Annotated in this window: 26 protein-coding genes; 16 read left to right on the forward strand and 10 right to left on the reverse strand. The window is 62.4% G+C overall.

Going from position 1 to position 25,798, the window contains the following annotated elements:
• Window positions 1-11: 11 nt before the first annotated feature.
• The 6 genes from ABIA96_RS03260 to ABIA96_RS03285 all read left to right on the forward strand — a co-directional run bounded on the left by ABIA96_RS03260 (window position 12) and on the right by ABIA96_RS03285 (window position 5,042).
• Window positions 12-989, forward strand: coding sequence for a small ribosomal subunit Rsm22 family protein (locus ABIA96_RS03260; protein ID WP_354135568.1), 978 nt, complete (start codon window positions 12-14; stop codon window positions 987-989).
• 134 nt (window positions 990-1,123) lie between these two features.
• Window positions 1,124-1,684: a LemA family protein gene (locus tag ABIA96_RS03265; RefSeq protein WP_354135569.1), complete on the forward strand. Its 561-nt coding sequence runs from the start codon at window positions 1,124-1,126 to the stop codon at window positions 1,682-1,684.
• A 32-nt stretch (window positions 1,685-1,716) separates the two neighbouring features.
• The gene (locus ABIA96_RS03270) at window positions 1,717-2,934 is read left to right on the forward strand and encodes a M48 family metallopeptidase (protein ID WP_354135570.1); all 1,218 of its coding nucleotides are present in this window, start codon (window positions 1,717-1,719) and stop codon (window positions 2,932-2,934) included.
• A gap of 206 nt (window positions 2,935-3,140) precedes the next feature.
• Window positions 3,141-3,893 (forward strand): P-loop NTPase family protein, encoded by a 753-nt coding sequence (locus tag ABIA96_RS03275; protein ID WP_354135571.1) that lies wholly within the window; start codon window positions 3,141-3,143, stop codon window positions 3,891-3,893.
• A 62-nt stretch (window positions 3,894-3,955) separates the two neighbouring features.
• Window positions 3,956-4,624, forward strand: a complete 669-nt coding sequence (locus ABIA96_RS03280; protein ID WP_354135572.1) for a P-loop NTPase family protein — start codon at window positions 3,956-3,958, stop codon at window positions 4,622-4,624.
• 85 nt (window positions 4,625-4,709) lie between these two features.
• Window positions 4,710-5,042 (forward strand): GIY-YIG nuclease family protein, encoded by a 333-nt coding sequence (locus ABIA96_RS03285; RefSeq protein ID WP_354135573.1) that lies wholly within the window; start codon window positions 4,710-4,712, stop codon window positions 5,040-5,042.
• Window positions 5,043-5,057: 15 nt separating this feature from the next.
• On the opposite strand, the gene ABIA96_RS03290 is transcribed toward ABIA96_RS03285, so the two are convergent.
• The 5 genes from ABIA96_RS03290 to petA form a co-directional block, all read right to left on the reverse strand.
• Window positions 5,058-5,597, reverse strand: a complete 540-nt coding sequence (locus tag ABIA96_RS03290; RefSeq protein ID WP_354135574.1) for an adenine phosphoribosyltransferase — start codon at window positions 5,595-5,597, stop codon at window positions 5,058-5,060.
• A 9-nt stretch (window positions 5,598-5,606) separates the two neighbouring features.
• On the reverse strand, window positions 5,607-7,772 hold the full coding sequence (locus ABIA96_RS03295; protein ID WP_354135575.1) for an anthranilate synthase component I: 2,166 nt from the start codon (window positions 7,770-7,772) through the stop codon (window positions 5,607-5,609).
• 313 nt (window positions 7,773-8,085) lie between these two features.
• Complete coding sequence (locus ABIA96_RS03300; RefSeq protein ID WP_354135576.1) at window positions 8,086-8,760, reverse strand: dienelactone hydrolase family protein; 675 nt, start codon at window positions 8,758-8,760, stop codon at window positions 8,086-8,088.
• 149 nt (window positions 8,761-8,909) lie between these two features.
• Window positions 8,910-10,973 (reverse strand): cytochrome b/c1, encoded by a 2,064-nt coding sequence (fbcH, locus tag ABIA96_RS03305; RefSeq protein WP_354135577.1) that lies wholly within the window; start codon window positions 10,971-10,973, stop codon window positions 8,910-8,912.
• 61 nt (window positions 10,974-11,034) lie between these two features.
• Window positions 11,035-11,565: a ubiquinol-cytochrome c reductase iron-sulfur subunit gene (gene petA, locus ABIA96_RS03310; protein ID WP_354135578.1), complete on the reverse strand. Its 531-nt coding sequence runs from the start codon at window positions 11,563-11,565 to the stop codon at window positions 11,035-11,037.
• A 278-nt stretch (window positions 11,566-11,843) separates the two neighbouring features.
• Between petA and ABIA96_RS03315 the strand changes: the two genes are divergently transcribed.
• The 6 genes from ABIA96_RS03315 (at window position 11,844) to ABIA96_RS03340 (ending at window position 15,606) form a co-directional block, all read left to right on the forward strand.
• Window positions 11,844-12,302 (forward strand): tRNA (cytidine(34)-2'-O)-methyltransferase, encoded by a 459-nt coding sequence (locus ABIA96_RS03315; protein ID WP_354135579.1) that lies wholly within the window; start codon window positions 11,844-11,846, stop codon window positions 12,300-12,302.
• 18 nt (window positions 12,303-12,320) lie between these two features.
• Window positions 12,321-12,953 carry a 7-carboxy-7-deazaguanine synthase gene (queE, locus tag ABIA96_RS03320; RefSeq protein ID WP_354135580.1) on the forward strand — a complete coding sequence of 211 codons (633 nt, stop codon included), beginning with the start codon at window positions 12,321-12,323 and terminating at the stop codon, window positions 12,951-12,953.
• Between the two features lie 17 nt (window positions 12,954-12,970).
• Window positions 12,971-13,336, forward strand: a complete 366-nt coding sequence (locus tag ABIA96_RS03325) for a 6-pyruvoyl trahydropterin synthase family protein (protein WP_354135581.1) — start codon at window positions 12,971-12,973, stop codon at window positions 13,334-13,336.
• Window positions 13,337-13,446: 110 nt separating this feature from the next.
• A complete protein-coding gene (gene hemF / locus ABIA96_RS03330; protein ID WP_354135582.1) occupies window positions 13,447-14,334 on the forward strand; it encodes an oxygen-dependent coproporphyrinogen oxidase in 888 nt (295 codons plus the stop codon).
• A complete protein-coding gene (locus ABIA96_RS03335) occupies window positions 14,331-15,077 on the forward strand; it encodes an HAD family hydrolase (protein WP_502918798.1) in 747 nt (248 codons plus the stop codon). The genes hemF and ABIA96_RS03335 overlap by 4 nt, the downstream gene beginning before the upstream one ends.
• Before the next feature lie 310 nt (window positions 15,078-15,387).
• Window positions 15,388-15,606, forward strand: a complete 219-nt coding sequence (locus ABIA96_RS03340) for a YodC family protein (RefSeq protein WP_354135584.1) — start codon at window positions 15,388-15,390, stop codon at window positions 15,604-15,606.
• Between the two features lie 139 nt (window positions 15,607-15,745).
• Here the strand turns inward: ABIA96_RS03340 and ABIA96_RS03345 are convergent, their stop codons facing one another.
• Window positions 15,746-17,164, reverse strand: coding sequence for an adenylate/guanylate cyclase domain-containing protein (locus tag ABIA96_RS03345; RefSeq protein WP_354135585.1), 1,419 nt, complete (start codon window positions 17,162-17,164; stop codon window positions 15,746-15,748).
• A gap of 192 nt (window positions 17,165-17,356) precedes the next feature.
• Here ABIA96_RS03345 and ABIA96_RS03350 point away from each other — a divergent pair, with 192 nt between their 5' ends.
• Entirely contained in the window at window positions 17,357-19,147 is a 1,791-nt protein-coding gene (locus ABIA96_RS03350) for an adenylate/guanylate cyclase domain-containing protein (RefSeq protein ID WP_354135586.1), read from the forward strand.
• Window positions 19,148-19,281: 134 nt separating this feature from the next.
• On the opposite strand, the gene ABIA96_RS03355 is transcribed toward ABIA96_RS03350, so the two are convergent.
• Genes ABIA96_RS03355 through ABIA96_RS03365 form a run of 3 tightly spaced genes read right to left on the reverse strand, consistent with a single transcriptional unit; the run spans window position 19,282 to window position 20,956 of the window.
• Complete coding sequence (locus ABIA96_RS03355; RefSeq protein ID WP_354135714.1) at window positions 19,282-19,983, reverse strand: aquaporin; 702 nt, start codon at window positions 19,981-19,983, stop codon at window positions 19,282-19,284.
• Between the two features lies 1 nt (window position 19,984).
• A complete protein-coding gene (locus ABIA96_RS03360) occupies window positions 19,985-20,473 on the reverse strand; it encodes a DUF3237 domain-containing protein (protein WP_354135587.1) in 489 nt (162 codons plus the stop codon).
• 48 nt (window positions 20,474-20,521) lie between these two features.
• A complete protein-coding gene (locus tag ABIA96_RS03365) occupies window positions 20,522-20,956 on the reverse strand; it encodes an ester cyclase (protein WP_354135588.1) in 435 nt (144 codons plus the stop codon).
• A gap of 114 nt (window positions 20,957-21,070) precedes the next feature.
• Here ABIA96_RS03365 and ABIA96_RS03370 point away from each other — a divergent pair, with 114 nt between their 5' ends.
• The 3 genes from ABIA96_RS03370 to ABIA96_RS03380 all read left to right on the forward strand — a co-directional run bounded on the left by ABIA96_RS03370 (window position 21,071) and on the right by ABIA96_RS03380 (window position 24,090).
• Window positions 21,071-21,688, forward strand: coding sequence for a TetR/AcrR family transcriptional regulator (locus ABIA96_RS03370; protein WP_354135589.1), 618 nt, complete (start codon window positions 21,071-21,073; stop codon window positions 21,686-21,688).
• 198 nt (window positions 21,689-21,886) lie between these two features.
• Complete coding sequence (locus ABIA96_RS03375) at window positions 21,887-23,638, forward strand: hypothetical protein (RefSeq protein WP_354135590.1); 1,752 nt, start codon at window positions 21,887-21,889, stop codon at window positions 23,636-23,638.
• A gap of 209 nt (window positions 23,639-23,847) precedes the next feature.
• Window positions 23,848-24,090 carry a DUF3551 domain-containing protein gene (locus ABIA96_RS03380; protein WP_354135591.1) on the forward strand — a complete coding sequence of 81 codons (243 nt, stop codon included), beginning with the start codon at window positions 23,848-23,850 and terminating at the stop codon, window positions 24,088-24,090.
• 626 nt (window positions 24,091-24,716) lie between these two features.
• On the opposite strand, the gene ABIA96_RS03385 is transcribed toward ABIA96_RS03380, so the two are convergent.
• Window positions 24,717-25,790, reverse strand: a complete 1,074-nt coding sequence (locus ABIA96_RS03385; protein ID WP_354135592.1) for a TauD/TfdA family dioxygenase — start codon at window positions 25,788-25,790, stop codon at window positions 24,717-24,719.
• Window positions 25,791-25,798 lie beyond the last annotated feature (8 nt).

Consider the following 25,798-nt stretch of genomic DNA (forward strand, 5'->3'; position numbering starts at 1 on the left):
GGTAGGCAAACATGATCTCACCCACCCTCCCCGCCGAACTCAAGGCCGCCCTCGACTCCAGGCTGCAGGGCTTCTCCCGCACCGACGCTGCGCAGCGGTCGCAGAAGATCTCGACCACCTATCGCGCCGGCGGCGGCTCCGGCACGATCAAATCCGAGGCCGACGCGCTCGCCTATGCGCTCGCGCGCATGCCGGCGACCTACGCTGCCGTCGCCGCAAGCCTGGATGCGCTGAGGGAGATCGCGCCGGACCTCGCTCCCCAAACATTGCTCGACGTGGGCGCAGGCCCGGGCACCGCGAGCTGGGCTGCCGCGGAGGCCTTCTCGTCGCTGCGGGACTTCACTCTGCTCGATGCGAACGCCACGCTGAGCCGGCTGGCGCTCGAACTGGCGCGCGACAGCTCGCGCCTCTCGGGTTGCCGTTATCTGCCGGGCGATGCCGCCGCCAACCTGGCCGAGGCCTCGCAAGCCGATTTGGTCGTCGCGAGCTACATCATCGGCGAACTCGGCGAGAGCGATCAGCGCAAGCTCACAGCGACGATGTGGGCCAAAGCGCGCCACGCTTTGGTGGTGATCGAGCCCGGCACACCCGCCGGCTACGCCCGCATCCTCGCGCTGCGCCAGCAACTGATTACGGCCGGCGCCTTTGTCGCTGCGCCCTGCCCGCACGAAAAGCCCTGCCCGCTGATCGCGCCCGACTGGTGCCATTTCAACCGGCGCCTGCCGCGCTCCCAGGCGCACCGCCAGATCAAGGGCGCCGACGCGCCGTTCGAAGACGAACGCTTCATCTACGTCGCCCTGACCCGCACGCCACCCGCGACCCGCGCCTCGCGCGTGCTAGCGCCGCCGGATGTCGGCAAGGCCGAGATCACGGCGAAGCTCTGCACCAGGGATGGTGTCGGACTAGCGAAGGTGCCGCGCCGCGACAAGGCCGCCTATGCAGGCGCTCGTCGTTGGCGCTGGGGTGATGCCGTTCTGTCCGAAAGTTAACCCCGTTCGGCGCTTTTCCCTTGAACTCGATTGGCGCCCCATTCGACCAAGTCTTACCTTCCCTCCGCGCGGGGCTCTCCCCCGGCCCCGTTTTGGGTTACGCTGTCCGCCCCATTCCCCTTCAGGAGTTCTCCATGTCGACCGGCTGGATCGTTCTCGGCGTCATCGTCGTCCTCGTGCTGTTCGCCTTCAGCGCCTACAACCGGCTGGTCGCGCTGGGTCAGCGCGTCGGCCAGGCCTTTGCCGATGTCGACGTGCAACTCAAGCAGCGCCACGATCTCGTCCCGAACCTGGTCGAGACGGTGAAGGGCTATGCCTCGCACGAGCGCGGCACGCTCGACGACGTGATCAAGGCGCGCAATTCAGCGATGTCGGCGCAGGGACCAACGCAGGTGTCCGCCGCCGAGAACCAGCTTTCCGGCGCGCTCGGCCGGCTGATCGCGCTGTCGGAAGCCTATCCGGATCTCAAGGCCAACACCAATTTCCAGCAGCTTGCGAGCGAGCTCTCCGACCTCGAGAACAAGATCGCGGCGAGCCGCCGCTTCTTCAACAGCGCGGTCCAGGAATATAACACCGGCATCCAGCAGATGCCCGCCGCGCTGTTCGCCGGCATGTTCGGCTTCACCAAGAAGGACTTCTTCGATCTGGGCGCGAGCCGCGCCGAGGTCGAGGCCGCGCCCCAGGTGAAATTCTGATCTGAGCCGACAGGCCGGCAGGGCAACGCGTCATGGCCGCGTATGGTCTCTACACGCACATCGCCTCGAACAAGTTTCGTTCGATGCTGCTGCTCGCCGGCCTGTTCGCGCTGGTCTATGTGCTGGTCTATGCCGGTGCGCTGGTCGCCGAAGTTGTCATCAACGGCAACGAGACCGTCGCCTATTACCTGAGCCGCGCCTTCAACGACCTGCTGAAAGCAGCGCCCTTCGCGACGGTCGCGGCGATCGCCTGGATCGTCATCGCCTATTTCTTCCACCAGTCGATGATCGACGCGGTGACAGGCGGCCATGACGTCACCCGGCAGGAGCAGCCGCGGCTCTACAATCTGCTCGAAAATCTCTGCATCTCGCGCGGCATCACCATGCCGAAGCTGAAGATCATGGAGAGCCCCGCGCTGAACGCGTTCGCGACCGGCCTCAATCCGCGGCAATATGCTGTGACCGTCACCACGGGTCTCCTGAAGGCGCTGAACGACCAGGAGATCGAGGCAGTACTCGGCCACGAGCTCACGCACATCAAGAACGGTGACGTGCAGATGATGATCGTCGCCGTGATCATCGCCGGCGTCGTCGGCTTCTTCGGCGAATTGTTCTTCCGCCTGTTCACCAATTTGAGCTGGAGCTCCGGCGGCTCGTGGTCGTCGGGCTCCTCCTCGTCGTCGCGATCGTCCTCGTCGTCGAGCGACAGCAAGAGCTCCGGCGGCGGCGCAATCGTGGTCATCATCATCGCGGTGGTGCTGATCGTGGTGGCCTGGCTGGTGTCGCAAGTGGTCAAGCTCGCGCTGTCGCGCTCGCGCGAATATCTCGCCGATGCCGGCTCGGTCGAGCTGACGAAAAACCCCGATGCCATGATCTCGGCGCTGCGCAAGATCGAAGGCCGCGGCGAGTTGCCCGGTGCGACCTCTGCGGTGATGGAGCTTTGTCTCGACAATCCGCGCGAAGGCTTTTCTGATTTGTTCGCAACCCACCCTTCCGTGCAGTCCCGCATCGACGCGCTGGTCAAATTTGCCGGCGGCCGCGATCCCGGTCCGCTGCCACCGCCGGCAGACGAGCGGGAACAATCCGATGCCGAACAGCCCGAGGCACAGGCCGATCAGGACGCCCCACCGCCGTTGCCGCAGGGTCCGTGGAACGACGCAGGCGGCCGGACCACGCCACCACCTGTCCCTGCGCCAAGCCCCTCCGGAACCGCGGCCGGCAATCCAATGGGTCCGTGGGGCCGCCACTGAGCGTGCGATCTACCGCGTCTCAAGCCGGTTTCACAGCGTTTGGGAAAAACTCCGGGAATTGCCGCAACCGGGTGCCAGAGATTTGAATTCTCCCTTGTTTCTGCCATGTTCGCGCCCAACAGCAGACTTGGGACATCCTTCGGACATCGATTTGGGGCCCGGCCGATTGCGACCTCGCGATCGGGGGCGCGCGTTAGGGGACAGCAATGGCAAAGCCGGCAGTGGTTGTGGTGGGCGCGGACAAGGGCGGGGTCGGCAAGACCACGGTATCGCGCACCCTGCTCGATTATTTTTCCGCCAACAACGTGCCGACCCGCGCCTTTGACACCGAATCCCCCCGGGGAACGCTGAAGCGCTTTCACCCTGACATCACCGAGATCGTCGACATGACCACGACGGCCGATCAGATGAAGATTTTCGATACGCTCAATGCGACGAGCCCGTCGGTGACCGTGATCGACGTCCGCGCCGGCCTGCTCTCGCCGGCCCTGGCCTCACTGCGCGACATCGGTTTCCTCGATGCCGCCAAGGCCGGCCAGATCACCTTTGCCGTGTTCCACATCCTGGGGCCGTCGATCGCATCGCTCGACGAGATCGCCGAGACCGCGGGTTTCATGACCGGCGCCAAATATTTCCTGGTGAAGAACTTCATCAACGACACCCAGTTCTTCCAGTGGGACCAGTCGACCTACAATTCCTACTTCCACCGCATCAAGGATGCGACCGAGCTGACCATCCCCAAGCTCAACGAAATGGCCTATGAGCAGGTCGAGGTTTCTTCTGTTCCGTTCCTGAAATTCGTTGCCAACAAGGGCATCAACGACGAGGCCGCGAACTATTCGTTCGTGCTGCGCGGTTATGTCCGGCACTGGCTGGCGAACGTCTGGAGCGAGTTCGACCGCATCCACCTGACCGATATCGTCGGCTCGAAGCCTGGCGGCCGCAGCAGCGAAAAATAGTTGCAGAGTATGGGCGGATACGGCTGGATTGGGCGGTAAGTTCGCTCAGATAATAGCTCGTGATGCCCGCGACGCCCCTCTACATCATTTGCTCGCCCCGCCCGCAGGTCGGCAAGACACTGCTGGCGCGGCTGCTTGCCGAATTCTTGCTGCTCAAGAACGGCAACGTCACGGCCTTCGACGTCAATCTGAAGGAGCCGTCGCTGCTCGACTACCTGCCGAAGGTCACCGAGACCGCGGATGTCATCGACACCTACGGCAAGATGCAGCTGATGGACCGCGTCATCGTCGATGACGGGCTCGCCAAGGTCATCGACCTCGGCTTCCACGCCTTCGACGAGTTCTTCAAGATGGCCGACGAGATCGGCCTGCTCAAAGAGGCGGCGCGCCGGCACGTCGCGCCGATGATCCTGTTCGTGGCCGACACCGACCGCGTCTCGTCCCGCGCCCATGAGATGCTGCGCCAGCAGATTCCGCGGATCAACCTGATCACCGTCGACAACGAGTTCATTATCCGCGGCGAGCTGCCGCCCGCGATGGCCGGCGGCCGGCTATTCCGCCTGCCGGCGCTGCCCGGCTTCCTGAAGACCTATATCGACCGGCTGAACTTCTCCTTCACGGGCTATCTGCGCCAGGAGAAGGACTCCTCGACCGAGCTGCATCAGTGGATCCGGCGAAATTATCTTGCCTTCCGCGAGCTCGAGCTCAGCCTGATCCTGCAACGGTCCTGAGTATTTTACCCGGGTAATATTGACATGCGGCGGATCGGCCGCTACTGACTTTACGCGACAGCATCACCCAGCAAGGTCCGTCCCCGTGAGCATCGACCGGAAAGCAGCCATCGCCGCCTACAAGGAGCGGAAGACCATCGCGGGCATCTACGCCGTCCGTTGCGAGGCGACGGCCGAGGCCTGGGTCGGCCAGGCCCCGAACCTCAAGACCATCCAGAACCGCATCTGGTTCTCGCTTCGCCAGGGCAGCCATCCCTGCCGCAGCCTCCAGGCCGCGTGGAACGCGCATGGCGAGGCAGGCGTGACGTTCGGCGAATGCGAGCGGCTGGAGGATGAGGAAATCGCCTACGTCAGAAACGCCCTGCTGAAGGAGCGAATGCTGCATTGGCAGGCAGAGCTGAAGGCCGAGGCGATCTAAAGATTGCCGCGAAGGCTAGTGCCCTTCGAACGTCATCAGCGTGCGCACTGGCACGTCCATGGCACGCAGCTTGGCGGCACCACCGAGTTCGGGCAGGTCGATGATGAAGCAGGCGGCGACCACGTTGGCGCCGATCTGGCGCAACAGTTTTACGGCGCCTTCCGCGGTGCCGCCGGTGGCGATGAGATCGTCGACCAGGATCACGCGCTCGCCGGGCTGGATCGCATCGACATGCATCTCCATCTCGTCGATGCCGTATTCGAGAGAATAGGCAATCCGCACGGTGGTGTGCGGCAGCTTGCCTTTCTTGCGGATCGGAACGAAGCCGGCCGAAAGCTGATGCGCCACCGCGCCGCCGATGATGAAACCACGCGCTTCCATGCCGGCGACCTTGTCGATCTTGTTGCCGGCCCAGGGATTGACGAGCTCGTCGACCGCTCGGCGGAACGCGCGCGCATCCGCGAGCAACGTCGTGATGTCGCGGAACATGATCCCCGGCTTGGGATAGTCGGGGATGGCGCGGACGCTCGCCTTCAGATCGTGATCAAAGGTCATTGGTGCCTCTCAATTGACCGGCGCATCCAGCCGGAACGCATTCTCGACGATACGCAAGCCCACCTCGTTGCCGAGCGACATCAGTGATTCCGGATGGAATTGCACCCCGCCGACCGGCAGGGTCTTGTGCTCGAGCGCCATCGCCACGCCGTCCTCGGTGCTGGCGGTGACGCTGAGTACCTCCGGCATGCTGTCGCGTTCGACATAGAGCGAATGATAGCGCCCGATCACAATCTCGTTCGGCAAATTACGCATCAACCGCCCGCCGCGCACCTGCACCCGCGACGGCCGGCCATGCGCGGGATGGGTGAGCTGGCCGAGCTCGCCGCCGAAATATTCGCCGATCGCCTGGACACCGAGGCAGACGCCGAACACCGGCAGCTTGTTCTGCAGCGCCGCATCGATGGTTGTCTTGATCCCGAAATCCTCCGGGCGGCCGGGACCGGGCGACAGCACCAGCAAATCCCACCTCTTCTGCTTGAGCATGTCGAGCGCATGCACATAGCGGACCACGGTGACGCTGGCGCCGACCTGACGGAAGTAGTCGGCGAGCATGTGCACAAAACTGTCGTCGTGGTCGATCAGCAGCACGCGCTTGCCCGAGCCGGTGGCATCGGGGGCAAACGCCGACAGCGGCTTCGGCGGATCGCCGCGCAGTGCCTGGAACAGGGCCGCGGCCTTGACCTGGCATTCGCGATCTTCCGCGGCCGGATCGGAATCGAACAGACACGTAGCGCCGACGCGGACCTCGGCGAGACCGTCCTTCATGCGGATGGTACGAATGGTGAGACCGGTGTTGATGCTGCCATCAAAGTTCACCGCACCGATCGCGCCGGCATACCAACGCCGCGGCGAGCGCTCGTGATCCTCGACGAACTGCATCGCCCAGAGCTTTGGTGCACCGGTCACGGTGACGGCCCAGGCGTGGGTGAGGAACGCATCGAGCGCGTCGAATCCGGGACGCAGCATGCCCTCGACGTGGTCGACGGTGTGGAACAGCTTTGAGTAGGTCTCGATCTGGCGACGCGCCAGCACCTTGATCGTGCCGGGCACGCAGACACGCGCCTTGTCGTTGCGATCGACATCGGTGCACATGTTGAGCTCGAACTCGTCCTTCTCCGAGTTCAGGAGCTGGCGGATCTGCTCGGCATCGCCGATCGCGTCGGTGCCACGCGCGATCGTGCCTGAAATCGGGCAGGTCTCGACGCGGCGTCCGTCGGAGCGCACGAACATTTCCGGCGAGGCGGAGACCAGGAATTCACCCTCGCCGAGATTCATCAGCGCCCCATAGGGCGACGGGTTGATGACGCAGAGCCGCTGGAACACTTCCGCCGGCGAGCGATCGCAGGGCTCGGCGAAGAGCTGGCCCGGCACGGCTTCGAAGAGATCGCCGCGGGCAAAGGCGGCACGCGCGGTTTCGACGGTGGCCTGATATTCGCCAGGCGCGTGATCGGCAAAACCCTGGCGCGGCGTCTTCTGGTAGCCGCTCTCGGCCGTCTCGCGCGGCAGGCCGTCAGTGGATTTGCCCTTCCACGCGAAATCGTAACTGATCACCACGCCGCGCCCCGTAGCGCGGTCGTAGGCGAGCAGGCGGTCGGGAACGTAGAGCACGATGTCACGCTGATCAGTTTCGCGCGGACGCTTCTGGACGAGGTCCTCGATCTGGAACACGAGGTCGTAGGCGAAGGCGCCGAACAGGCCGAGCAACCCGTCGTCATTGGCGGAGAAGGCGGCGACGAGATCGCGTACCAGCGACATCACGCTCGCGCGACGCGTGCGCTGGTCTTCCTCGATCGGCGCATCGCCGCGGATGATGTAGCCGGCAAGGCGCGTTGCGGTCTTCTCGGAGATCACCACGCAGGGTTCACGGAGGACATCAGCGAGGAAGGCGATCAGCACCTCGCCGCGCGCGTTGAGCGCTTCCAGCTTGAAATTGACGCCGGTGGTCTCGAGCTTGAGCGGCGGATCGGAGAAGCCGAGGTCAAAGCTCTCGTAGCGGCCCGGCACGGTCGTACCCGAGGACAGCACCACGCCGCGGCGGCGGTCGAGCAGACTGACGAGATCGTCGAGCCGGTTGGCGGCGCCGGTGAATTGTTCGGCCACGCGCGTGATCGCCAGACCGCCGCGGGTGACGTAATCGCTTCTGGCCGGAAGGGCAAAGACTGTCCTGTTCATGTCGTCCTCTTACGAAACTTGCCGAGGGAACGCCACACAGGACAAACGATCAGGCCGCCGCACCGCGTGGGCGACCTTCGACGATTTTGGGAAAAGAAATCGCACCGGCCACCTCTTAGGAGGTGCGCCACCAACAACGGGATGGGCAGGCTGCGGTGCTCATGGGCGGATACTCACCATGGCGCGGGGACGGCGTCAAGGGTGGCCCCAGTGCCGTAGCCCGGATGGAGCGAAGCGCAATCCGGGGTTCGTGCAACGGCGAGGCAGCCCTAGATTACGCTGCGCGCCATCCGGGCTACAAGACTTCACGCCCCTACCCCAGATGCTTCCTGAAAAACTCCGTGGCCCTGCCCCAAGCAAGCTCGGCAGCTTCGCGGTCATGCACGGCCTGGCGCTGCTCGTTGACGAAGGCGTGCTCGGCGTCATAGCGGAACAGCTCAAGCGACTTGCCGGCGGCCTTCATGGCCTTTTCGAAGCCGTTGACCAGTTCCGGCGTGCACCAATCGTCCTTGTTGGCAAAGTGGGCCTGGAGCGGAATCTTGACGTCGGCGGGCTTGGCCGCCTGTTCCGGCGGAATGCCGTAGAACACGACGCCGGCGGCGAGCTCCGGCACATGCACCGAGCCGATGATGGTGACGGCGCCGCCGAGGCAGAAGCCGGTCAGGCCGACCTTTGCGCCGTTGCGCGACAGATATTGCGTGGCGCCGCGCACGGTCTGCGTGGTGGCGTCCATGAAGTCGAGCGAGTTCATCTCTTTGCCGGCCGCATCCGTGTCGTGATACGGCACGACCTTGCCCTTGTAGAGATCGGGCGCGAGCGCATCGAAGCCGGCGAGCGCAAAGCGGTCGCACAGACCCTTGATCTGGTCCGACAGGCCCCACCATTCCTGAATCACGACCACGCCCGGGGCATTGCTGCGCGCGGCATTGGCTAGATAGCCCGAGGCGTCCTTGCCGTCCGGGCGCTTGAACGTGATGGCGGTTCCCATGTGGTCCTCCGACGAGTTTCTGGGGAGAGGTTGAAGGCATTTTGGCGGCTGCGCGCGCGATAGGCAATCGCGCCAGACAACACACGCGCGTGTTCAACAAAAAAGCCCCCTTGCGGGGGCTTCTTCATTTCTCGTCTCGCGTGCGCCGCTCAGTGCGAGTCGGCCCAGACCTTCTTCTTGGTGAAGTACATCAGGAGCGCGAAGATGATCAGGAACACGAACACCTGGAGACCCATGCGCTTGCGCGCTTCCATGTGGGGCTCGGCGGTCCACATCAGGAACGTGGTGACGTCCTTGGCGTACTGCGCAACCGTTGCCGGTGAGCCGTCGTCAAAGGTCACCTGGCCGTCGCTGAGCGGCTTCGGCATCTTGATGGCATGGCCCGGGAAGTACTTGTTGTAGTAGGAGCCTTCCGGGATGGTCACGCCTTCCGGCACCTTGTCCTCGAACCCCTGGAGCACCGCCGCGACATAGTCCGGGCCCTGCTCCTGGTACTGGCTGAAGAAGTCGACGAGGAACATCGGGAAGCCGCGGCCATAGGAACGCGCCTTGGTGATCAGCGACAGGTCGGGCGGCGCCGCGCCACCGTTCGCCGCACGAGCCGCCTGCTCGTTCGGGAATGGCGAGGGGAAATAGTCAGCCGGCCGGCCCGGACGCTCGAACATGTCGCCCGCATCATTCGGACCGTCCTTGATCTTGTAGTCGGACGCGAACGCTGCCGCCTGCGCCTCCGAATAGCCGGGACCGCCGGCATCAGCCAGGTTACGGAACGCGATGTAGGACAGGCTGTGGCAGTTGGAGCAGACTTCCTTGTAGACCTTCAGGCCGCGCTGGAGCGCACCGCGGTCATACTTGCCGAAAGGGCCCGCGAACGACCAGTTGTTGCCCGGCGGCTTGATGCCACCTTCTTCGGCGCGTGCATCCTGCAAGGTGCCGACGAACAGCGCCCCTGCGGCGACAAGCGCGACCACGATCGAAGCCACGGCCTTGCCGCTCTTGGCGAGGATCGCCTCCGAGATCGAGTTCGGCACCGGCCGCGGCGTCTCGATGCGCGACAGCAGCGGCAGCACGATCAGGAAGTAGGCGAAGTAGCAAACCGTCAGGACCCGGCCCGCGATGACATAGATGCCTTCCGGCGGCTGCGCCCCGAGATAGCCGAGCAGGATGCAGACCGCGACGAAGATCCAGAAGAACTGCTTGGCCAGCGGACGGTACTTCGACGACCTGGTCTTGGCGGCATCGAGCCAGGGCAGGAAGCACAGGATGATGATCGCCGAGAACATCCCGATCACGCCCGCGAGCTTGTTCGGGATCGAGCGCAGGATCGCGTAGAACGGCAGGTAATACCATTCCGGCACGATGTGCGGCGGTGTGACGCCCGGGTTCGCCGGAATGTAGTTGTCGGCGTCGCCGAGATAGTTCGGCATGTAGAAGATGAACCATGCGTACAGCAACAGGAAGCAGGCGACACCGAAACCGTCCTTGATGGTCGCATGCGGCGTGAACGGCACCGTGTCCTTTTCCGTCTTCGGCTCGACGCCGTCCGGATTGTTCTGGCCGGCGACATGCAGCGCCCAGACGTGGAGCACGACGACGCCCGCGATCAGGAACGGCAGCAGATAATGCAGCGAGAAGAAACGGTTCAGTGTCGGGTTGCCGACCGAATAGCCGCCCCACAGCAGCGTTACGATGCTCTCGCCGACATAGGGAATGGCGGAGAACAGATTGGTGATGACGGTGGCGCCCCAGAAGCTCATCTGGCCCCACGGCAGCACGTAGCCCATGAAGCCCGTCGCCATCATCAAGAGATAGATGATGACGCCGAGGATCCAGAGCACCTCGCGCGGCTCCTTGTAGGAGCCGTAGTAGAGGCCGCGCAGCATGTGGACGTAGACCGCGAAGAAGAACATCGATGCGCCGGAGGCGTGCATGTTGCGCAGCAGCCAGCCGTAATTGACGTCACGGACGAGCAGCTCGACCGACTTGAAGGCGAGGTCGGCGTGCGGCGTGTAGTGCATCGCCAGGATCACGCCGGTCAGGATCTGCATCCCCAGCATGAAGGAGAGAATGGCGCCGAAGGTCCACCAGTAGTTCAGGTTACGCGGGGTGGGATAAACGACGAAAGAGGAATGGACGAGACCCAGGATCGGGAGACGTCGCTCGATCCATTGCAGGGCCGGATTGCTCGGCTGGTAGTCGGATGGTCCGCTCATGATGCGATCCTGGGAAATAAAACGACGAGACGGCGCGAAGCTTCGGACTCGGGTCCGAAGCTCAACCGATCTGGATTTTGGTGTCGGAAACGAACTGGTACGGCGGCACCGCCAGGTTCGCGGGCGCGGGCCCCTGGCGGATGCGGCCGGACGAATCGTACTGCGAACCATGGCAGGGGCAGAAGAACCCGTCGTAATTGCCTTCATGGGCGATCGGGATGCAGCCGAGATGGGTGCAGATGCCGATCACGACCAGCCACTGGTCATGGCCGGCCTTGACCCGGGCCTCGTCGGACTGCGGATCGGGCAGGCTCGCCACCGGAACAGCGCGCGCCTCGTCGATCTGCTTCTTGGTGCGGTGGCTGATGTAGATCGGCTTGCCGCGCCAGAACACCTTGATGTCCTGCCCCTCGGCAACCGGGCTTAGATCGACCTCGATCGGCGCACCGGCGGCGATGGTCGAGGCGTCCGGATTCATCTGCGAGATAAAGGGCCAGAGCGCGGCTGCGCCCCCTACTGCTGCAGCTGCCCCCGTTGCAACGAATAAGAAATCACGGCGTGTCGGATGGTCCGCCGAAGACGCTGTCGTCACGATTCCAACCCTTTCTTCTTATGCTACCGGCGGAACCGCTCCAGGAGCCCCCAAGGTCCCCAGAACAGTCTGCCGGCGCCCGCGGCCCCCCGCGGCGGCAGAACTTCGCTGGTCCCCACCAAAACAAGGCGAAAACAGCAGTCCAGAATCGTTCTATTGGCACCCTTGCCGTGCGAGCGCAAGCCCGCTAACGGCGCGGGAGCGTGCAATGCACGAATTACGCGGCCGGCGATGTTTTATTGAGACATTTCCAGCCCACAACTGGCCCGTCACCGCCCATGCAGATCGCACTTTTTCAACCCGACATCCCCCAGAACACCGGCACGATTCTCCGCCTGTGCGCCTGTCTGGGCATCGCCGCCCACATCATCGAACCGGCCGGCTTCCCGGTCTCCGACCGGCATTTCCGCCGGGCGGGAATGGATTACCTCGACCATGTCAGCATCGTCAGGCACGATTCCTGGTCAAGGTTCGAGGCGTGGCGGGCGGCACACAGCTACCGGCTGCTGCTGTTCACCACCAAAGCCGCCACCGACTACCGCGATTTCCGTTACCAGACGTCGGACATCCTGCTATTCGGGCGCGAGAGCGCCGGTGTCACCGACGCGGTGGTAGAGGCCGCGGATGCGCGGCTAGTGATCCCGATCACGGCGGGGCTGCGGTCGCTCAATGTCGCCATGACCGCGGCCATGGCCGCAGGCGAAGCGCTGCGGCAGATCCGGAACCCGCAAGTCTGATATGTTGAGGAGAGACCATTGAGTTACGCGGTCAAGGAAATCTTCCTGACCCTGCAAGGCGAAGGCGCCCATGCCGGACGCGCATCGGTGTTCTGCCGTTTTGCCGGCTGCAACCTCTGGAGCGGCCGGGAGGCCGACCGCACTGAGGCGACATGTCAGTTCTGCGACACGGATTTCGTCGGCACCGACGGCACACTCGGCGGCCGCTACGCCTTGGCCGCGGAACTCGCCGACACCATCGCCGCGCAATGGACGGCCTCCACCGCCAACCGCTACGTGGTGCTGACCGGCGGCGAGCCGCTGCTCCAGGTCGATGACGCCCTAGTCGATGCGCTCCATGCCCGCGGCTTCGAGATCGGCGTCGAGACCAACGGGACCGTTACACCACCAGAGGGCCTCGACTGGATCTGCGTCAGCCCCAAGGGCGGCAGCGAGTTGGTCCTGCGCCGTGGTCACGAATTGAAGCTGGTCTATCCGCAGGCCCTCGCCGCGCCCGAGAGTTTCGAGGGTCTCGCCTTCGAGCGCTTCTCGCTGCAGCCGATGGACGGACCCGCAGTCGCAGAGAATACCGCCCGTGCGATCGACTATTGCCTGCAGCATCCGCAATGGCGGCTGAGCGTGCAGACGCATAAATCGCTCGGCATCAGATAGGATGGGTTGACGGACAGATGTGGGAACTAACGAAATCGTTCCGCTTCGAGGCGGCGCATACGCTGAAGGGGACGACCTTTGGCGCTGATAGCGAAGAGATCCACGGCCACTCCTTCCGCGCCGAAGTGACGGTGCGCGGCATGCCTGACCCCGAGACCGGCATGGTGGTCGATCTCGGCCTGCTCCAGCGCGAGATCGAAGGGGTGCGCGTGATGCTCGACCACAAGTTCCTCAACAAGATCGAGGCGCTGGGCACACCGACGATGGAGAACCTGTCGCGCTTCGTCTGGGAGCGGCTCGCGCATATCGGCAAGCTCACCCGCGTCAGCATCCACCGCGACAGTTGCAACGAGAGCTGCACCTATTACGGTCCGCAAGCGTGAGATTTCGTAGGGTGGGCACGGAGCGTGCCCACCATTCGCGATGACGATGAAAGATGGTGGGCACGGCGCAAGGGCGCCTTTGCCCACCCTACGAGAGCGATGGAATGCAGATGGACCCGTCAACAATCGAAGACCGCAAGGCCCGCGCCCGCAGCTGGTTCGAGCGGTTGCGCGACGACATCTGCGAAAACTTCGAGCGGATCGAGGACGACGCGCCGCAAAGCCTCTATCCCGGCGTGGCCGGCCGCTTCTCGCGCACGCCCTGGCAGCGCACCGACCACAGCGGGGCTGCCGGCGGCGGCGGCGTGATGTCGATGATGTCGGGCCGGCTGTTCGAGAAGGTCGGCGTGCACTGCTCGACCGTGCATGGCGAATTCGCGCCGGAGTTTCGCGCGCAGATTCCGGGCGCCGCCGAAGACCCGCGCTTCTGGGCGTCGGGTATCTCGCTGATCGCGCATCTGCGCAATCCGCACGTGCCGGCGGTGCACATGAACACGCGCTTCGTCGTCACCACCAAGGCCTGGTTCGGCGGCGGCGCCGATCTCACGCCCGTGCTTGACCGAAGGCGCACGCAGGAGGACGCCGACACCCTCGCCTTCCACGCCGCGATGAAGGAGGCCTGCACAGGGCCGAACGGCGTTGCCGATTACGACAAGTACAAGAAATGGTGCGACGAGTATTTTCATCTGCCGCATCGGAAAGAGGCGCGCGGCGTCGGCGGCATCTTCTACGACTGGCACGACAGCGGCGACTGGGACGCCGACCTCGCCTTCACCAAGGACGTCGGCCGCGCCTTCCTGAAAATCTATCCCGAACTGGTGCGACGGAATTTCGCAACAAGCTGGACTGCCGACGATCGCGAGGAGCAACTGATCCGTCGCGGCCGCTATGTCGAGTTCAACCTGCTCTACGACCGCGGCACCATCTTCGGTCTCAAGACCGGCGGCAATGTGGACTCGATCCTGTCGTCGCTGCCGCCGGAGGTGAAATGGCCATGACGACGATCAAGCCTGCAATCAAGCCGCTCCCCCGCGCCATGCTGATCGACATGGACGACACCATCCTGTCGGCCTATGGCCGGCCCGAGATCGCCTGGAACACGATCGCGGAAGAATTCGCCGAGGAGCTCGCACCGTTGCCGCCGCGAGAGGTCGCCACCGCCGTGCTCGCCTATGCGCGGCAGTTCTGGTCGACCGCGGAAGCCGCGTGGCGGATGAAGCTCGGCGAGGCGCGGCGGCTCACGGTGCGGGGCGGCTTCGCCGCACTCGCCGCCAACGGCCATCGTGCCCTCTCCGACGATCTCGCCGCGCGCCTCGCCGACCGCTTCACCAGCTATCGCGAGGAAGCGATCTTCGTTTTCCCCGGCGCGCATGATGCGATCGACGCGTTCAAGGCGCACGGCGTCAAGCTCGCGCTGGTCACCAACGGCGCCGCCGACATGCAGCGCGCCAAGGTCGAGCGCTTCGAGCTGGCCCATCGCTTCGATCACATCCAGATCGAGGGCGAGCACGGTTTCGGCAAGCCCGAGGAGCGCGCCTATCTGCACGCGATGGAGGCGCTCGGCGTCACCGCCGAGGACACCTGGATGATCGGCGACAATCTGGAATGGGAAGTCGTGACGCCGCAGCGCCTCGGCATCTATGCGATCTGGATCGACGTGCATGGCGACGGCCTGCCCGAAGGCTCGACCGTCAAGCCCGACCGCATCATCCGCTCGCTGACCGAACTGGTGCCGGGCTGAATCCCGAAAACAACCCCATGCACAGTAGGCGGTGAAACCGATAGCTTGCCGCAGAACGCGACGCGGATACTGATTTTACGAAATCGTTTGACGCGTCGGGCAAAACAGGCGCATGATGCCATCATCGCCGCGCCTGGGACGGAATAATCCCTGGGCGACTATTGAGCGAACTCCCACTCGAACTTTTGCCATCGACGTTCGCGCAGTCCACGCAAGCCGGCGCAATTCACGGGTCACGCAGCCCGTGATCGGCGTGTCATGACGGCTTGCTAAGCCTCCGCTCTCGTCGATCAACCCGAAAGGACCATCCATGGAACTGAAAACCGGCGACGTCGTGATGCTGAAATCCGGCGGCCAGCCGCTGACCGTCGCAGAGGTCAAAGGCGACGACATCGTCTGCCTCTGGATGGGCTCGGAGGGCGATCTGTTCCGCGAGACGCTGCCGCTGGCTACGCTCGAACAGCTGGAAATCGAAGACCACGATGAGGACGACGAAGACGAGGAAGAAGACGACGAGGACGACGAGTAGGCGCGCCCAAGATCGTATCCTGGTCAGACCGGCGCGCTCCGCTCCGGCACATCCGATGTCCGCTCCGCCAACAACGGCGCAAGAGCGGACATCGCCGGATATCGCAGAAGGGCCGCAGGCGGTCTTTCCGCTTTCGATGCTAACCGCTCGCTGCAAAAAGATCCCAGCGGCCGGGTAGACCCTTCAGTTCGAAGGAGCCACGCTCGGCAAACTTCAGACCCGCGCCGGCGACGAGATCGGTGACGACACGAGACACCAGCACCTCGTCGGACCCGGAATGCGACATCACGCGCGCAGCAGCGTGTACCGCAATGCCGCCAATGTCATTGCCCCTGATCTCGATCTCGCCCGTATGCAGCCCGGCGCGAACGGGAAGACCGATCTGTTTCGTCTCCGAACCGATTGCGAGCGCGCAACGCACGGCGCGGCCGGGCCCATCGAACGTCGCGACAACCCCGTCGCCAGTGGTTTTCACCAGGTTGCCGCGGTGCTTACCGACCATCTGTTGCACGAGCTGATCGTGGTCCCCGAGCAGCCGGAGCCAACGCTGGTCGCCCATCGCGGCGGCGCTACGGGTGGAATCGACGATATCGGTGAACAGTACGGTCGCGAGCACACGCTCCAGCTCAACCGCTCCGTGATCACGATGGCCTGTGATGAACTCCTCGATATCCCCGAGCATGGTCTCGATATCGCCAAGCCAGAACGCGTGGTCATCACCGGTCGGGTATTCGATATACTTGACGCCCGGGATTGCTCCCGCGAGCTTGCGTCCGAACTCGACCGGCACCTGAAGATCAGCCTTGCGGTGGAGCACCAACGTGGGCATCTGCAGCGTCGGCAGAATTGCGGTGACATCAATCTGGCGGTTAAGCCGCAGGATCGTCCGCAACGCGCCAGGGCTGCTCGCCAGCCGCTCGAACCGTCCGAATTGCGCGACGGCCGAGGGTTTGCTGGCTTCGCTGGGGGCAATCGTCTTGATCAATTGGCCGGCACCCCAGTGCTTCACGATCTGCTCGAGGCGGACTTCCCATGCTTCGTCCGAGGACCGATCTGCGGAGCGGCTAAAGCAGCCAATCAGAATGAGATGTGAGACGCGCTCGGGATATGTCGCGGCAAACATGATGCTCATGCAACCGCCTTCGGAGAACCCGACCAGGGCCGCACGCCTGGAGCCGATTGCGTCCAGGATCGCGCGGAGATCATCCATGCGCACCTCCAGCGACGGTGCACCCGCCATCCGATCCGACAGCCCTTGTCCTCTTTTGTCGAACATCACGACGCGCGCAAAACTCGCCAGACGCCGGACAAAGGAGGTGAAACCAGTTAGTTCATGCAGGAATTCAAGATGCGAGACAAAGCCCGGTACCAGAACGAGGTCGACTGGTCCCTCGCCCATGACCTGATAGGCGATACTGACATCGCCGCTCTGGGCGTAGCGCGTCTCGGGCAGTTGGAAATCAGTCATCGGGCGAACTCCGGGCCAGCGCCATGTTTGCCGCTCGAATCCAGTCCGATCAACCCCGCACGCGCTTCGCCGACGTCCTTTTTGGAACACCGGCCATTGACCGACGTCTGATACGGGGCACGAGCGTCCTTCAGGACGGACCCGACTACGTCCCGTCTACCCCCGGCTTCCGACATTTCGCTGCGCCGCATTAACGGGCGCGATGGGCCAATAACCGGCGTCGGTCCAGGTGGGCAGTCCTTCCGATCCGTCGTATGATGCATTCAAATTGGATCGCGGGCCATGGCGCAGGAGCGGTTAGGACGGATCGAACGGAGGTTGGCGGCAATATTGGCCGCCGATGTGGCCGGCTATTCGAGGCTTATGCACCATGACGAAGAGACCACGCATACCAAACTGACAGTCCTCTTAGCGGAGGCTGTTGATCCAACAATCGCCGAACACGGCGGCCGGATCGTCAAGAACACGGGAGACGGGTTCCTCGCAGAGTTTCCGAGTGCCGTCGAAGCTCTTCGGGCTGCGATGGTATTTCAAGCGCGCGTTCGCGAACTTACTGCCGGCGCCCCGGAAGACAGGCGGATCGCTTTTCGAGTAGGCATTAATATTGGCGATGTCATCGTCGAGCCCCACGACATCTTTGGCGATGGGGTAAATATCGCCGCACGGCTTGAGAGCGTCGCAGCACCCGGCGGTATCTGCATCTCTTCGGCTGTCTACGATCAGGTTCAGGGCAAGTTTAGCGACAGGTTCACCGATCTTGGTGAGCAGGACCTCAAAAACATCGGCCGTCCGGTTCGAGCCTATTCTGTGGTTCTGGATGGGTTCGACACAGCGACGCCGTCTCCGCGCGCGCGATCAAACGCATTTTCAACGCCCCACCTTTCCATCGTTGTGTTGCCCTTCGCTAATCTCAGCGACGATCCTGGGCAGGACTACTTTGTCGATGGCGTGACCGAGAGTTTGACCACGGATTTGTCGCGCATCTCCGGCTCGTTTGTCATTGGCCGACACACCGCGTTCACGTACAAGGGCAAAGCGATCGATCTCAAGCAGATTGGCCGCGAACTGAATGTTCGGTACGTGCTAGAGGGTTCTATGCAGAGGGCCGGCGATCGACTTCGCGTAAACGTTCAGCTCGTGGACGCGGAAACCAGCGCACATCTATGGGCCGACCGTTTTGACAAACCAGTCGCCGATCTGATGGATATACAGGACGAGGTCGTATCACGCCTCGCCAATACACTCGATGCCCAGCTCACCGAGCAAGAGGCTAGGAGATCAGAGCGATCTCCGGATCCCAATTCGATGGACTTGTATTTCCAAGGTAAAGCTTTGTTGCACAAAGGATGGACGTCTGAAGGTGTGCCACAAGCGCGCGGGATATTTGAACGGGCGTTGGCCCGCGATCCCAAGAATGTCGATGCGATGGTCTGGATGGCGGGCGTCGATTTAATACTTGGCGTGAGCTTTATGGATGATGACTCGAGCGCGCATTTCGCTGCGGCCGAGGCGATGTCAATAAAGGCGCTATCGCTTGCGCCGAACCATGCCTATGCCCACTTGGTCTTGGGCGGCGCGCAAACTTGCACGAACCGTGCGGTTCAGGGCATCGCTGAGTTCGAGAGAGCATTGGCATTGGATCGCAATTTGGCTGAAGCGCACGCGCAGACTGGCGGCGCTAAGTTGTATATGGGCCGCGGAGCAGAGACTGAGGCCCATATCAACGAAGCACTTCGCCTCTCTCCTCGCGATATCTTCGCCCATCGCTGGTTCATGATAAACGGCTTTGCCAAGATGCAGGTTGACGCGGATGCTGAAGCAGTCTGGTGGTTCCGCCGCAGCATCGAAGCCAACCGAAATGACGTCAACGCGCATTTTGGGCTGGCCGCCGCGCTCGCCCTGCTTGGCTCACTGAATGAGGCGAAAGCCGCTGCAAAGGCGCTATTTGCGGTCGTTCCAGACTTCACCATCCGCCGCTTCCGGGGCGGCGCTTGCAGTGATAACCCAGTTTACCTCGCCAAACGCGAGCGCGTCTATCAAGGCCTGCGGCTGGCGGAAGTGCCGGAGGGCTGATGCTAGCTTCGGGTCAATCACGTCGGTCTGCCACTGCTCAACGCAGTGATGTCGGCCATGGATCATTCGCGCGAACACTTCGACGACTTTCAACGCCCAGAGCCCTCCAAGCACAGATTAGGTGCTTCGAAGTCTCAAACAGCAGCTCGTGCAGGTAACAACCAGCGAAAAACAACGATCGCGACACCCGCGCCGAGGACCTCAGCTGCGATGAAGCCGAGGACATCCTGTGGCCTTATGCCTGCGAATGAGTCCGTAAATGCGCGTGCGATGGTCACGGCTGGATTGGCAAAGTCTGTGGCCGTGAACCAGAAAGCACTGCCGATATAAGCGGCGACAACGCCAGCGACTGACGCCGGCCGCAGCCGTGAGCAAACCCATACCGCCCCCAGCAGTCCGAATGTCGAGACGAACTCGCTCAACAAACTGGAAAATCCGCTTCGGTCGTTGACCGAGAAGGAAAAGACCGGCGCTGCAAACATTGCATTTGCCACACCCACCCCCAATAAGGCACCGACGAGTTGAACAGGAACGTATGCAGCCCCGGTTCGAAGGGGCAAGTCGCCTCTGATGACGAGCGCGGCCGTAACCAGGGGATTAAAATGAGCACCAGACACAGGGCCCAACCATTCAATCAGCGCATATAGCGCAGCGGCTGTCGCGAGTGCATTGGCAATGAGCGCGACAGCCGTATTGCCGTGTGCCAGCCGGACGCCGAGAATGCCGGAGCCGACCACGGCCATAAGCAGAAAACAGGTCCCGATCCCCTCCGCCACGAGCCTGTGCGACAAATTGAAATCGGGAGAATGGGATGTCGAGCCCTCGCTTGCCAACACGTCAGACAACCTGAACGATCTTGTAGGCCACCGCACCCTCGACGAGATATCCGGTTCCAACGCACACGATGTCATTCATCCAGGAGTAGGATGTTGAACCAGTTTCGAACAAGGGCTGCGTGCGAAAATAGTAACGTGAGGGATCGACTTTGTACCGTTTGACGGGATCGGCCATCTCCGCCCTCGCCTCGGGTGGCGTTATCCAGCGTCCGCCATACGTCATGTAGATCAGTTCATCATCGTGCGTCCGCAAGGTCAGCCGGACGTCAAGCGCCATGTCCCCATTCTGCCGAAACAAGGCCCAATCGCCGCCGCCGGCAAGGACTTCACCGCGTAGCCGCTCTCCGATGAAGGTCCCCCCCGCGGCGCCGAACAGCACTCGCCGGCCAACCGGCGTCTCACCAAAGGAAAGGCGTGGGGTGAGATCGACGACGATGTCGAACAGCGGCACCGTCTCGATATCGGCAACAGGTTTTATGCGGGGATCCATCGTGTCGTCCTCCAGTTGCGTAAACGTATGAAGCCGGCCCAAAGCGACCTAGAGACCTTCGCCAAAGAGCTTCCGGCGGACCTGATCGGTCGAGACCCCCGACTGTGCGCACAGTGCCGAGAGATCGAAGAAGAAGTATTCGCTCGCAATCAGGTCATTACTGAAAGTGAAGCGGATGAAGACCGGAAGTTCCGCGCGCTCTCCGTTGGGAGTGACCCCGAAACGGTCCCCCGTCATGGTCATTCGCACTCGGCCCCAGCAGACCAGCGTCTCGCCGTCATTGGCATGGCCGGACAGCACAACGTTGTAATCCGGGAAAGACTTGAAAAACCGCGCCAGCGCCGCCTCGTTTTCAGCTAGTCCCATTGCATGGGTGCCGAACGCGGGTCCTTCAAGCACCATGTCCTTGTCGAGAAAGGTGAGTGCAGCAGCGACGTCTTGCCGGCTCTTGGCGACGGCCAAACCTTGCGCCAATTCGAACATCCTGCCTCGATCCATAGGGAACCCTCTCACATTGACGTCCCAAAGACATTTCACATACCGTGTGTATGTCGTATCCACTTCGCATCCGTCATGTCAAGCGGTATGTAAGTGAGCATGAATAAGACCCTTAATGACCAACGAACCCGCCGAGAGGAATATGCGGAAGCGACCCGGCAAGCATTGCTTGCCGCGGGGCAGGAAATATTCACGCGGGAGGGTTATCAGGCCGCGGGCATCGAGGCGATTTCGAGAGCTGCGAGAGTGACGCGCGGCGCCTTCTATCACCACTTCGAAGATAAGAAGGCTCTGTTCGACGCCGTCGTTGTTTCGCTTCAATCCGACGCTGCTGCACGTGTGCAGGAGATCTCCAAGGGGAAGTCGAAAATATGGGAGCGGCTCTACACCGGCATCGATGCATACCTTGATGTTTCGATTGAGCCTGCTTATGCGCGAATTGTGGTTCAGGAAGCGCCGGTCGTTCTAGGCAGGGCCCGCTTCGCCGAGATCGAAGAACAGTACCCCATGGCGCTTCTGAAGGCGACGTTGAGGGTGCTCAAGCGCGAAGGCGAGCTAGTCTTCGATGATATAGAGCTGCTTGGACACATGCTTGACGCGATCATTTGCGAGCTGTCGATCATGCTTCCGACTTCGTCCGACCCTAAAAAAACCCGCGCTCACGGTCGCAAGATCATGGAGGGGTTGCTGGACTCGTTTCGCCGAAATAAGCGTTGATCGCAAGTATGTCGAGGTGACGCTCCCATTTCTGCAATCGGTCACTTGCAGGCTTCGCGGTAGCGAGCGCCAAGGTCCGCCAGCGACGGACACATGCGCCTGAGCAATTCGACCTTGGCTGTACTTCCGGTCTATTTCGGTCATCAGTCCGGTCCCGGCTTCCCATAACCCGGAAGTGCTTTACCGGGGTTTTTGCCGATGTCCGCACCTTCTGAAGTTCGATTGAATCGCGGTGTTCATGCACGCCTCGTGCCGGAGCGCCAATCTGTAAAGAACCATCCTGTCCGCGCGAGGAGTTGCCACCAGGGAGCTAACGCCATGCACCGGAATCAACCGCCCGACGACAGCACCTCCGCAGACTCAAGGTCCCCGGAAGCCCAGCTCATTGAAAGACGAACGCTGCTCCTGGGCGCCACTGCCGCTCTTGCAGCAAGTGGGCTCTCCACTCAAGCGTCTGCCGCGCCTCTTCCCCCCGACCTCTCCGCGGCGCTGGCGAAATTCCGCGCTACGATCCCAAGCCACTTCGACCGCGACTACGTCGACAACGCCGTGATCCCGTTCTTTCTCGGCAGTATTTTCGCCGGCGAGCGGCCGATCATCCCCATGATCGACCTGGCTCTCACCAAACAGGACGCAATCCCCTGGGACTTTTGGGGGATGCTGTACGAAGAATGGAAGCCGACCCCTTCGGATGGCGTGACGGTTTTCCTCGAGGGGCTCGAGAATCGCGGCGCCAATAATCTGCGCAAGCGCATCTATTTCACCGGCGTCACTCCCGACCTTTATGTCCCGAAGTATCAGGCCAAGGTCGTCGCGTTTTTCGACGCGCTTCTCGACCCCAAGCACGCCGACAAACCTTTCATGCGTCACTACCTCGACTATTTCTGGGATATCTATTGGGATCTGCACCTCGGCGTGAAGGCCGATGCGATACCGCCTCAAGTCCGCGCGATCGGGGAGGCCTTCAACACGGTGCTCGCCTTTCGCAATCCATTGCAGGAGATCGTGTACGAAAACTACATGACCGTGAGGGCGCTTCGGCCGTTCCTTGCGAAATGGATTGATGGGAGACTTGAGGACATCGCGAACGGAAGGGTTTCCGATCCCGACAAGACGATCGCCTATTACTGGCTCAGGAATGCCGGCGACGGCAAGTATTTCGCCAAGAAGGACGTTGTCTTTGAATGCTTCCACAATTTCGTGGCGCTGAGCCAATGGGGCAATTCCATCTTCGGCATCATGACGCGCCTGAACCGGAATGGAGGGGACCAAGCGGTGCGGGCGGCCTTCCAAAAGACGATGAGCGGGGACTTCGACAATGCGAGCGGAGCGCCCTACACGCCCCTTGAACTTCTGGTGATGGAGCTCTTCCGCACCATCTCGCCGAACGGCGGCAGCATTTCGGCGATCACGGACACGCGCGCCTCGTCCTTCTACGGCGGCTCTCCGTTCGCCCAGTTCGGCGTGCCCTACGAGCGGCACTCCTACATGAATTCGCCCCATACCGAGACGAGCTTCGACTCGCGGCTGTGGAAGGAGCCTGAGCGGTTCGATCCCCAGCGGTACCTGAGCGTTCCGACCAGCGCGCAGATCGATGAGGCAAAATGCAAGCAGATCGGCCTGCCGCGCTGCCCGTTCGACATAACGACGCTTTCGGTCAGCGATGGCCGGAAAACTGACATCACCAACAGCGGTTTCGGCACAGTATTCGCCGTGTCGGAGGGGAAGCCGGCGCCCGTCTGCGATTATGCCGGGTTCGCTCCGTTCGGCTTCGGCTATCGACGCTGTCCAGGCGAGCAATTGACAATCGACGTGTTCGCGGATTTTCTCCGCAAGGTGTGGCGCGACAAGATCGTATTCCACAATCTCAATCAGCCAAGACCCGGAAGGGTCCCCGTCGGGCCGGGCGCGGTGATCGACGACGACATCGGCTTCTCAAGGCCTGCGTAGCGGATCTCATCGAAGCCCGCGCCGCCATGCGTCGCGAGATCGATAGCGTGAAGCATGCGGATGTTCCTGAGAGCGGATGCCGAGCTTTTGCACTTTGTCAGGAACGATGTCGTGTGACGGCGGGTTGATGCTTGCCGTTGAGGCAACAATTCGTTAGCCGTATTCAGCCGACCGGCTCCCGCCGTTCGGCTGATATGATGGAGAATTTCATGCGAACCGCCGCTCTGGTTGTTGTGATGGTGGCGGGGCTTGCTCCCGCAGCGCACGCTGAGCGTGACTATCCCTGGTGCGTCGTTGGCGGAGACCTCGGCGCTCCCGGCGAGTGCATGTATGAGACGCGAGAACAGTGCCTGGCCTCGTCATCCGGGCGGTGGAACACCTCTTGCGATGTGAACCCGCGCGTGAGGTTCAAACAGTTGGCACCGGCTCCGGCTCCGCACCGGACGCGCTGATCACGTCAACGCGGGCACGCGCTCGGCATAACCGAACTCAAGCGACCAAGGCATCTGCAGAGACCAAGGCATCTGCGCTGGAGCGTTTTCGAGCGAGGCTCGCGCGGGTCCTGCGCGCGGCAACCAGCCTGCGATATCGACAAGCGACATTTGCCAAATCGCACGATCGCTCGCCCCATGCGGGTCCCTGGTGCCGGGGATGTGACCAGTCGTGAAACCCACACCCGTTGGGGCTCTGCAGCCCAGCCTTAATTAAGGAGGCTGAGGACAGCTGGAGAGAAAGCGATGCGTACTATTTTGGCCTTGAGCCTTTTGATCCCCCTGTGCGGCGTTGCGAACGCGGCGCCGGTCCACCACACCCACCGGCACTCTGTTGTTCGCCCCCATCAGGGCGCGTTCGCACCAAATGCCGCTTCGAGCTTTGCCTACGCGCCGACCCAGTACGGTTCGGTCCCCTCCTCTGGCAGCAACGAAGCGTATTACGGCGCTTCTCAGGGTTATGCGCCCGGCGAAAAGGAGCGATTTCTCCGCAGTCTGTTCAGCCCGTAGGCCAGTACGTCACGTCCATCTCGCCGGCGATGCCTTTGAAGCGAACCCTATCGCGCGACCTCGTCTGACCTCGACCATCAATCCAGCGGGACGTTCAGACCGGTACCTTTAGTGATGATGCCGCCGCGGTTGCCAATCTCGATCGAGCCGTAGCGCTGCCTGAAGCAATCGGGCAGCGGCCGGTCACCTTCCATGCTGAGCCAGAGACGCAGCAAATGACGTTTTTGGCTTGTATTGGGCCAATCGCGGAATCCGGTCCGGTCATGCAGCAAAGCATGATTGTAGACAAACTGCATGTCACCCGGTTGAAGCCGCATGCCAAAATGCAGCGTGGGGTCATTTGCGAGCGCGTCGAAGAGATCGAGCGCCTCGACGTGCGCCGGCGTCAATCTTGGCGCATCGGGAAAGCGCTGCGCACTGTCGATATACTGGCGCTGATAGAACCCGGTCAGGAATCCCGCATGCCAATTCAGCACCGGGATTTCAAGATATGGCTTTTCGTTCTCCGGCACCTCGCCGCGCCGGTCTGTCGCGATCGGATCAAACAGGAGGGCGGCAAGGTCGGGACGTCTGGCAAACATCTCGTTGTAGATGGTCGACGTACTGACCAGGAGTGAATCCCCTCCCTCCATCGCCTCGCGGATGCATAGCAGTCCAACCACGTCGGACGAATCGGTGTGGAATGTCTGCCGTTCCGACGTCTGATAAATCCGGGTGTTCGGATCCCTCGCATCGGCGCCGACGTCACGGACATGACCGAGAATGTGCCCCGCTGCATTCTGCGATCGCGCCGATCCGAGATGCGCGCCGACCCCGCAAAATATCGTGGCGGCAAACTCCTGGCTGTATTTTGCCACCGGGAGACCGCGTATGACCTCGAAGCCCAGGCCAGCCAGCAGCTTTGTCGCGAGACCTTCCAGGTGCGCGCCGAGTTGAGGAAGCGGAAAGCTTTCCTTCGTGATCTCGGCGATTTTTTTGCTCCGACCAAGATAGGATTCAGCCGCGTTCTCGAGCTCCGCGATCTCGCTGGCCGCAAGCGATACCAACCATCGATCAGGGTTGGCCTTCATCTCCGCGCCTTGCCAGGCAGATGGGATGTCGATCTTCCCTGGTGGGCGATCGATCCCGCCGGGCACTGAGACCGCGTTCATCGTGTTGG

This window comes from Bradyrhizobium sp. LB11.1 (assembly GCF_040549385.1).
Classification (GTDB): Bacteria; Pseudomonadota; Alphaproteobacteria; order Rhizobiales; family Xanthobacteraceae; genus Bradyrhizobium.

Bases quoted from the DNA above. Each gene is read 5' to 3' on its own strand.
- ABIA96_RS03280 (WP_354135572.1), top strand. From the start codon at position 3,956: ATGCCCGCGACGCCCCTCTACATCATTTGCTCGCCCCGCCCGCAGGTC.
- ABIA96_RS03385 (WP_354135592.1), bottom strand. From the start codon at position 25,790: ATGAACGCGGTCTCAGTGCCCGGCGGGATCGATCGCCCACCAGGGAAG.
- ABIA96_RS03335 (WP_502918798.1), top strand. From the start codon at position 14,331: ATGACGACGATCAAGCCTGCAATCAAGCCGCTCCCCCGCGCCATGCTG.
- ABIA96_RS03375 (WP_354135590.1), top strand. From the start codon at position 21,887: ATGTCCGCACCTTCTGAAGTTCGATTGAATCGCGGTGTTCATGCACGC.
- hemF (WP_354135582.1), top strand. From the start codon at position 13,447: ATGGACCCGTCAACAATCGAAGACCGCAAGGCCCGCGCCCGCAGCTGG.
- ABIA96_RS03300 (WP_354135576.1), bottom strand. From the start codon at position 8,760: ATGGGAACCGCCATCACGTTCAAGCGCCCGGACGGCAAGGACGCCTCG.
- ABIA96_RS03315 (WP_354135579.1), top strand. From the start codon at position 11,844: ATGCAGATCGCACTTTTTCAACCCGACATCCCCCAGAACACCGGCACG.
- ABIA96_RS03270 (WP_354135570.1), top strand. From the start codon at position 1,717: ATGGCCGCGTATGGTCTCTACACGCACATCGCCTCGAACAAGTTTCGT.
- ABIA96_RS03350 (WP_354135586.1), top strand. From the start codon at position 17,357: ATGGCGCAGGAGCGGTTAGGACGGATCGAACGGAGGTTGGCGGCAATA.
- ABIA96_RS03365 (WP_354135588.1), bottom strand. From the start codon at position 20,956: ATGTTCGAATTGGCGCAAGGTTTGGCCGTCGCCAAGAGCCGGCAAGAC.
- ABIA96_RS03325 (WP_354135581.1), top strand. From the start codon at position 12,971: ATGTGGGAACTAACGAAATCGTTCCGCTTCGAGGCGGCGCATACGCTG.
- ABIA96_RS03380 (WP_354135591.1), top strand. From the start codon at position 23,848: ATGCGAACCGCCGCTCTGGTTGTTGTGATGGTGGCGGGGCTTGCTCCC.
- ABIA96_RS03260 (WP_354135568.1), top strand. From the start codon at position 12: ATGATCTCACCCACCCTCCCCGCCGAACTCAAGGCCGCCCTCGACTCC.
- ABIA96_RS03360 (WP_354135587.1), bottom strand. From the start codon at position 20,473: ATGGATCCCCGCATAAAACCTGTTGCCGATATCGAGACGGTGCCGCTG.
- ABIA96_RS03370 (WP_354135589.1), top strand. From the start codon at position 21,071: ATGAATAAGACCCTTAATGACCAACGAACCCGCCGAGAGGAATATGCG.
- ABIA96_RS03265 (WP_354135569.1), top strand. From the start codon at position 1,124: ATGTCGACCGGCTGGATCGTTCTCGGCGTCATCGTCGTCCTCGTGCTG.
- ABIA96_RS03340 (WP_354135584.1), top strand. From the start codon at position 15,388: ATGGAACTGAAAACCGGCGACGTCGTGATGCTGAAATCCGGCGGCCAG.
- ABIA96_RS03295 (WP_354135575.1), bottom strand. From the start codon at position 7,772: ATGAACAGGACAGTCTTTGCCCTTCCGGCCAGAAGCGATTACGTCACC.
- ABIA96_RS03290 (WP_354135574.1), bottom strand. From the start codon at position 5,597: ATGACCTTTGATCACGATCTGAAGGCGAGCGTCCGCGCCATCCCCGAC.
- fbcH (WP_354135577.1), bottom strand. From the start codon at position 10,973: ATGAGCGGACCATCCGACTACCAGCCGAGCAATCCGGCCCTGCAATGG.
- ABIA96_RS03275 (WP_354135571.1), top strand. From the start codon at position 3,141: ATGGCAAAGCCGGCAGTGGTTGTGGTGGGCGCGGACAAGGGCGGGGTC.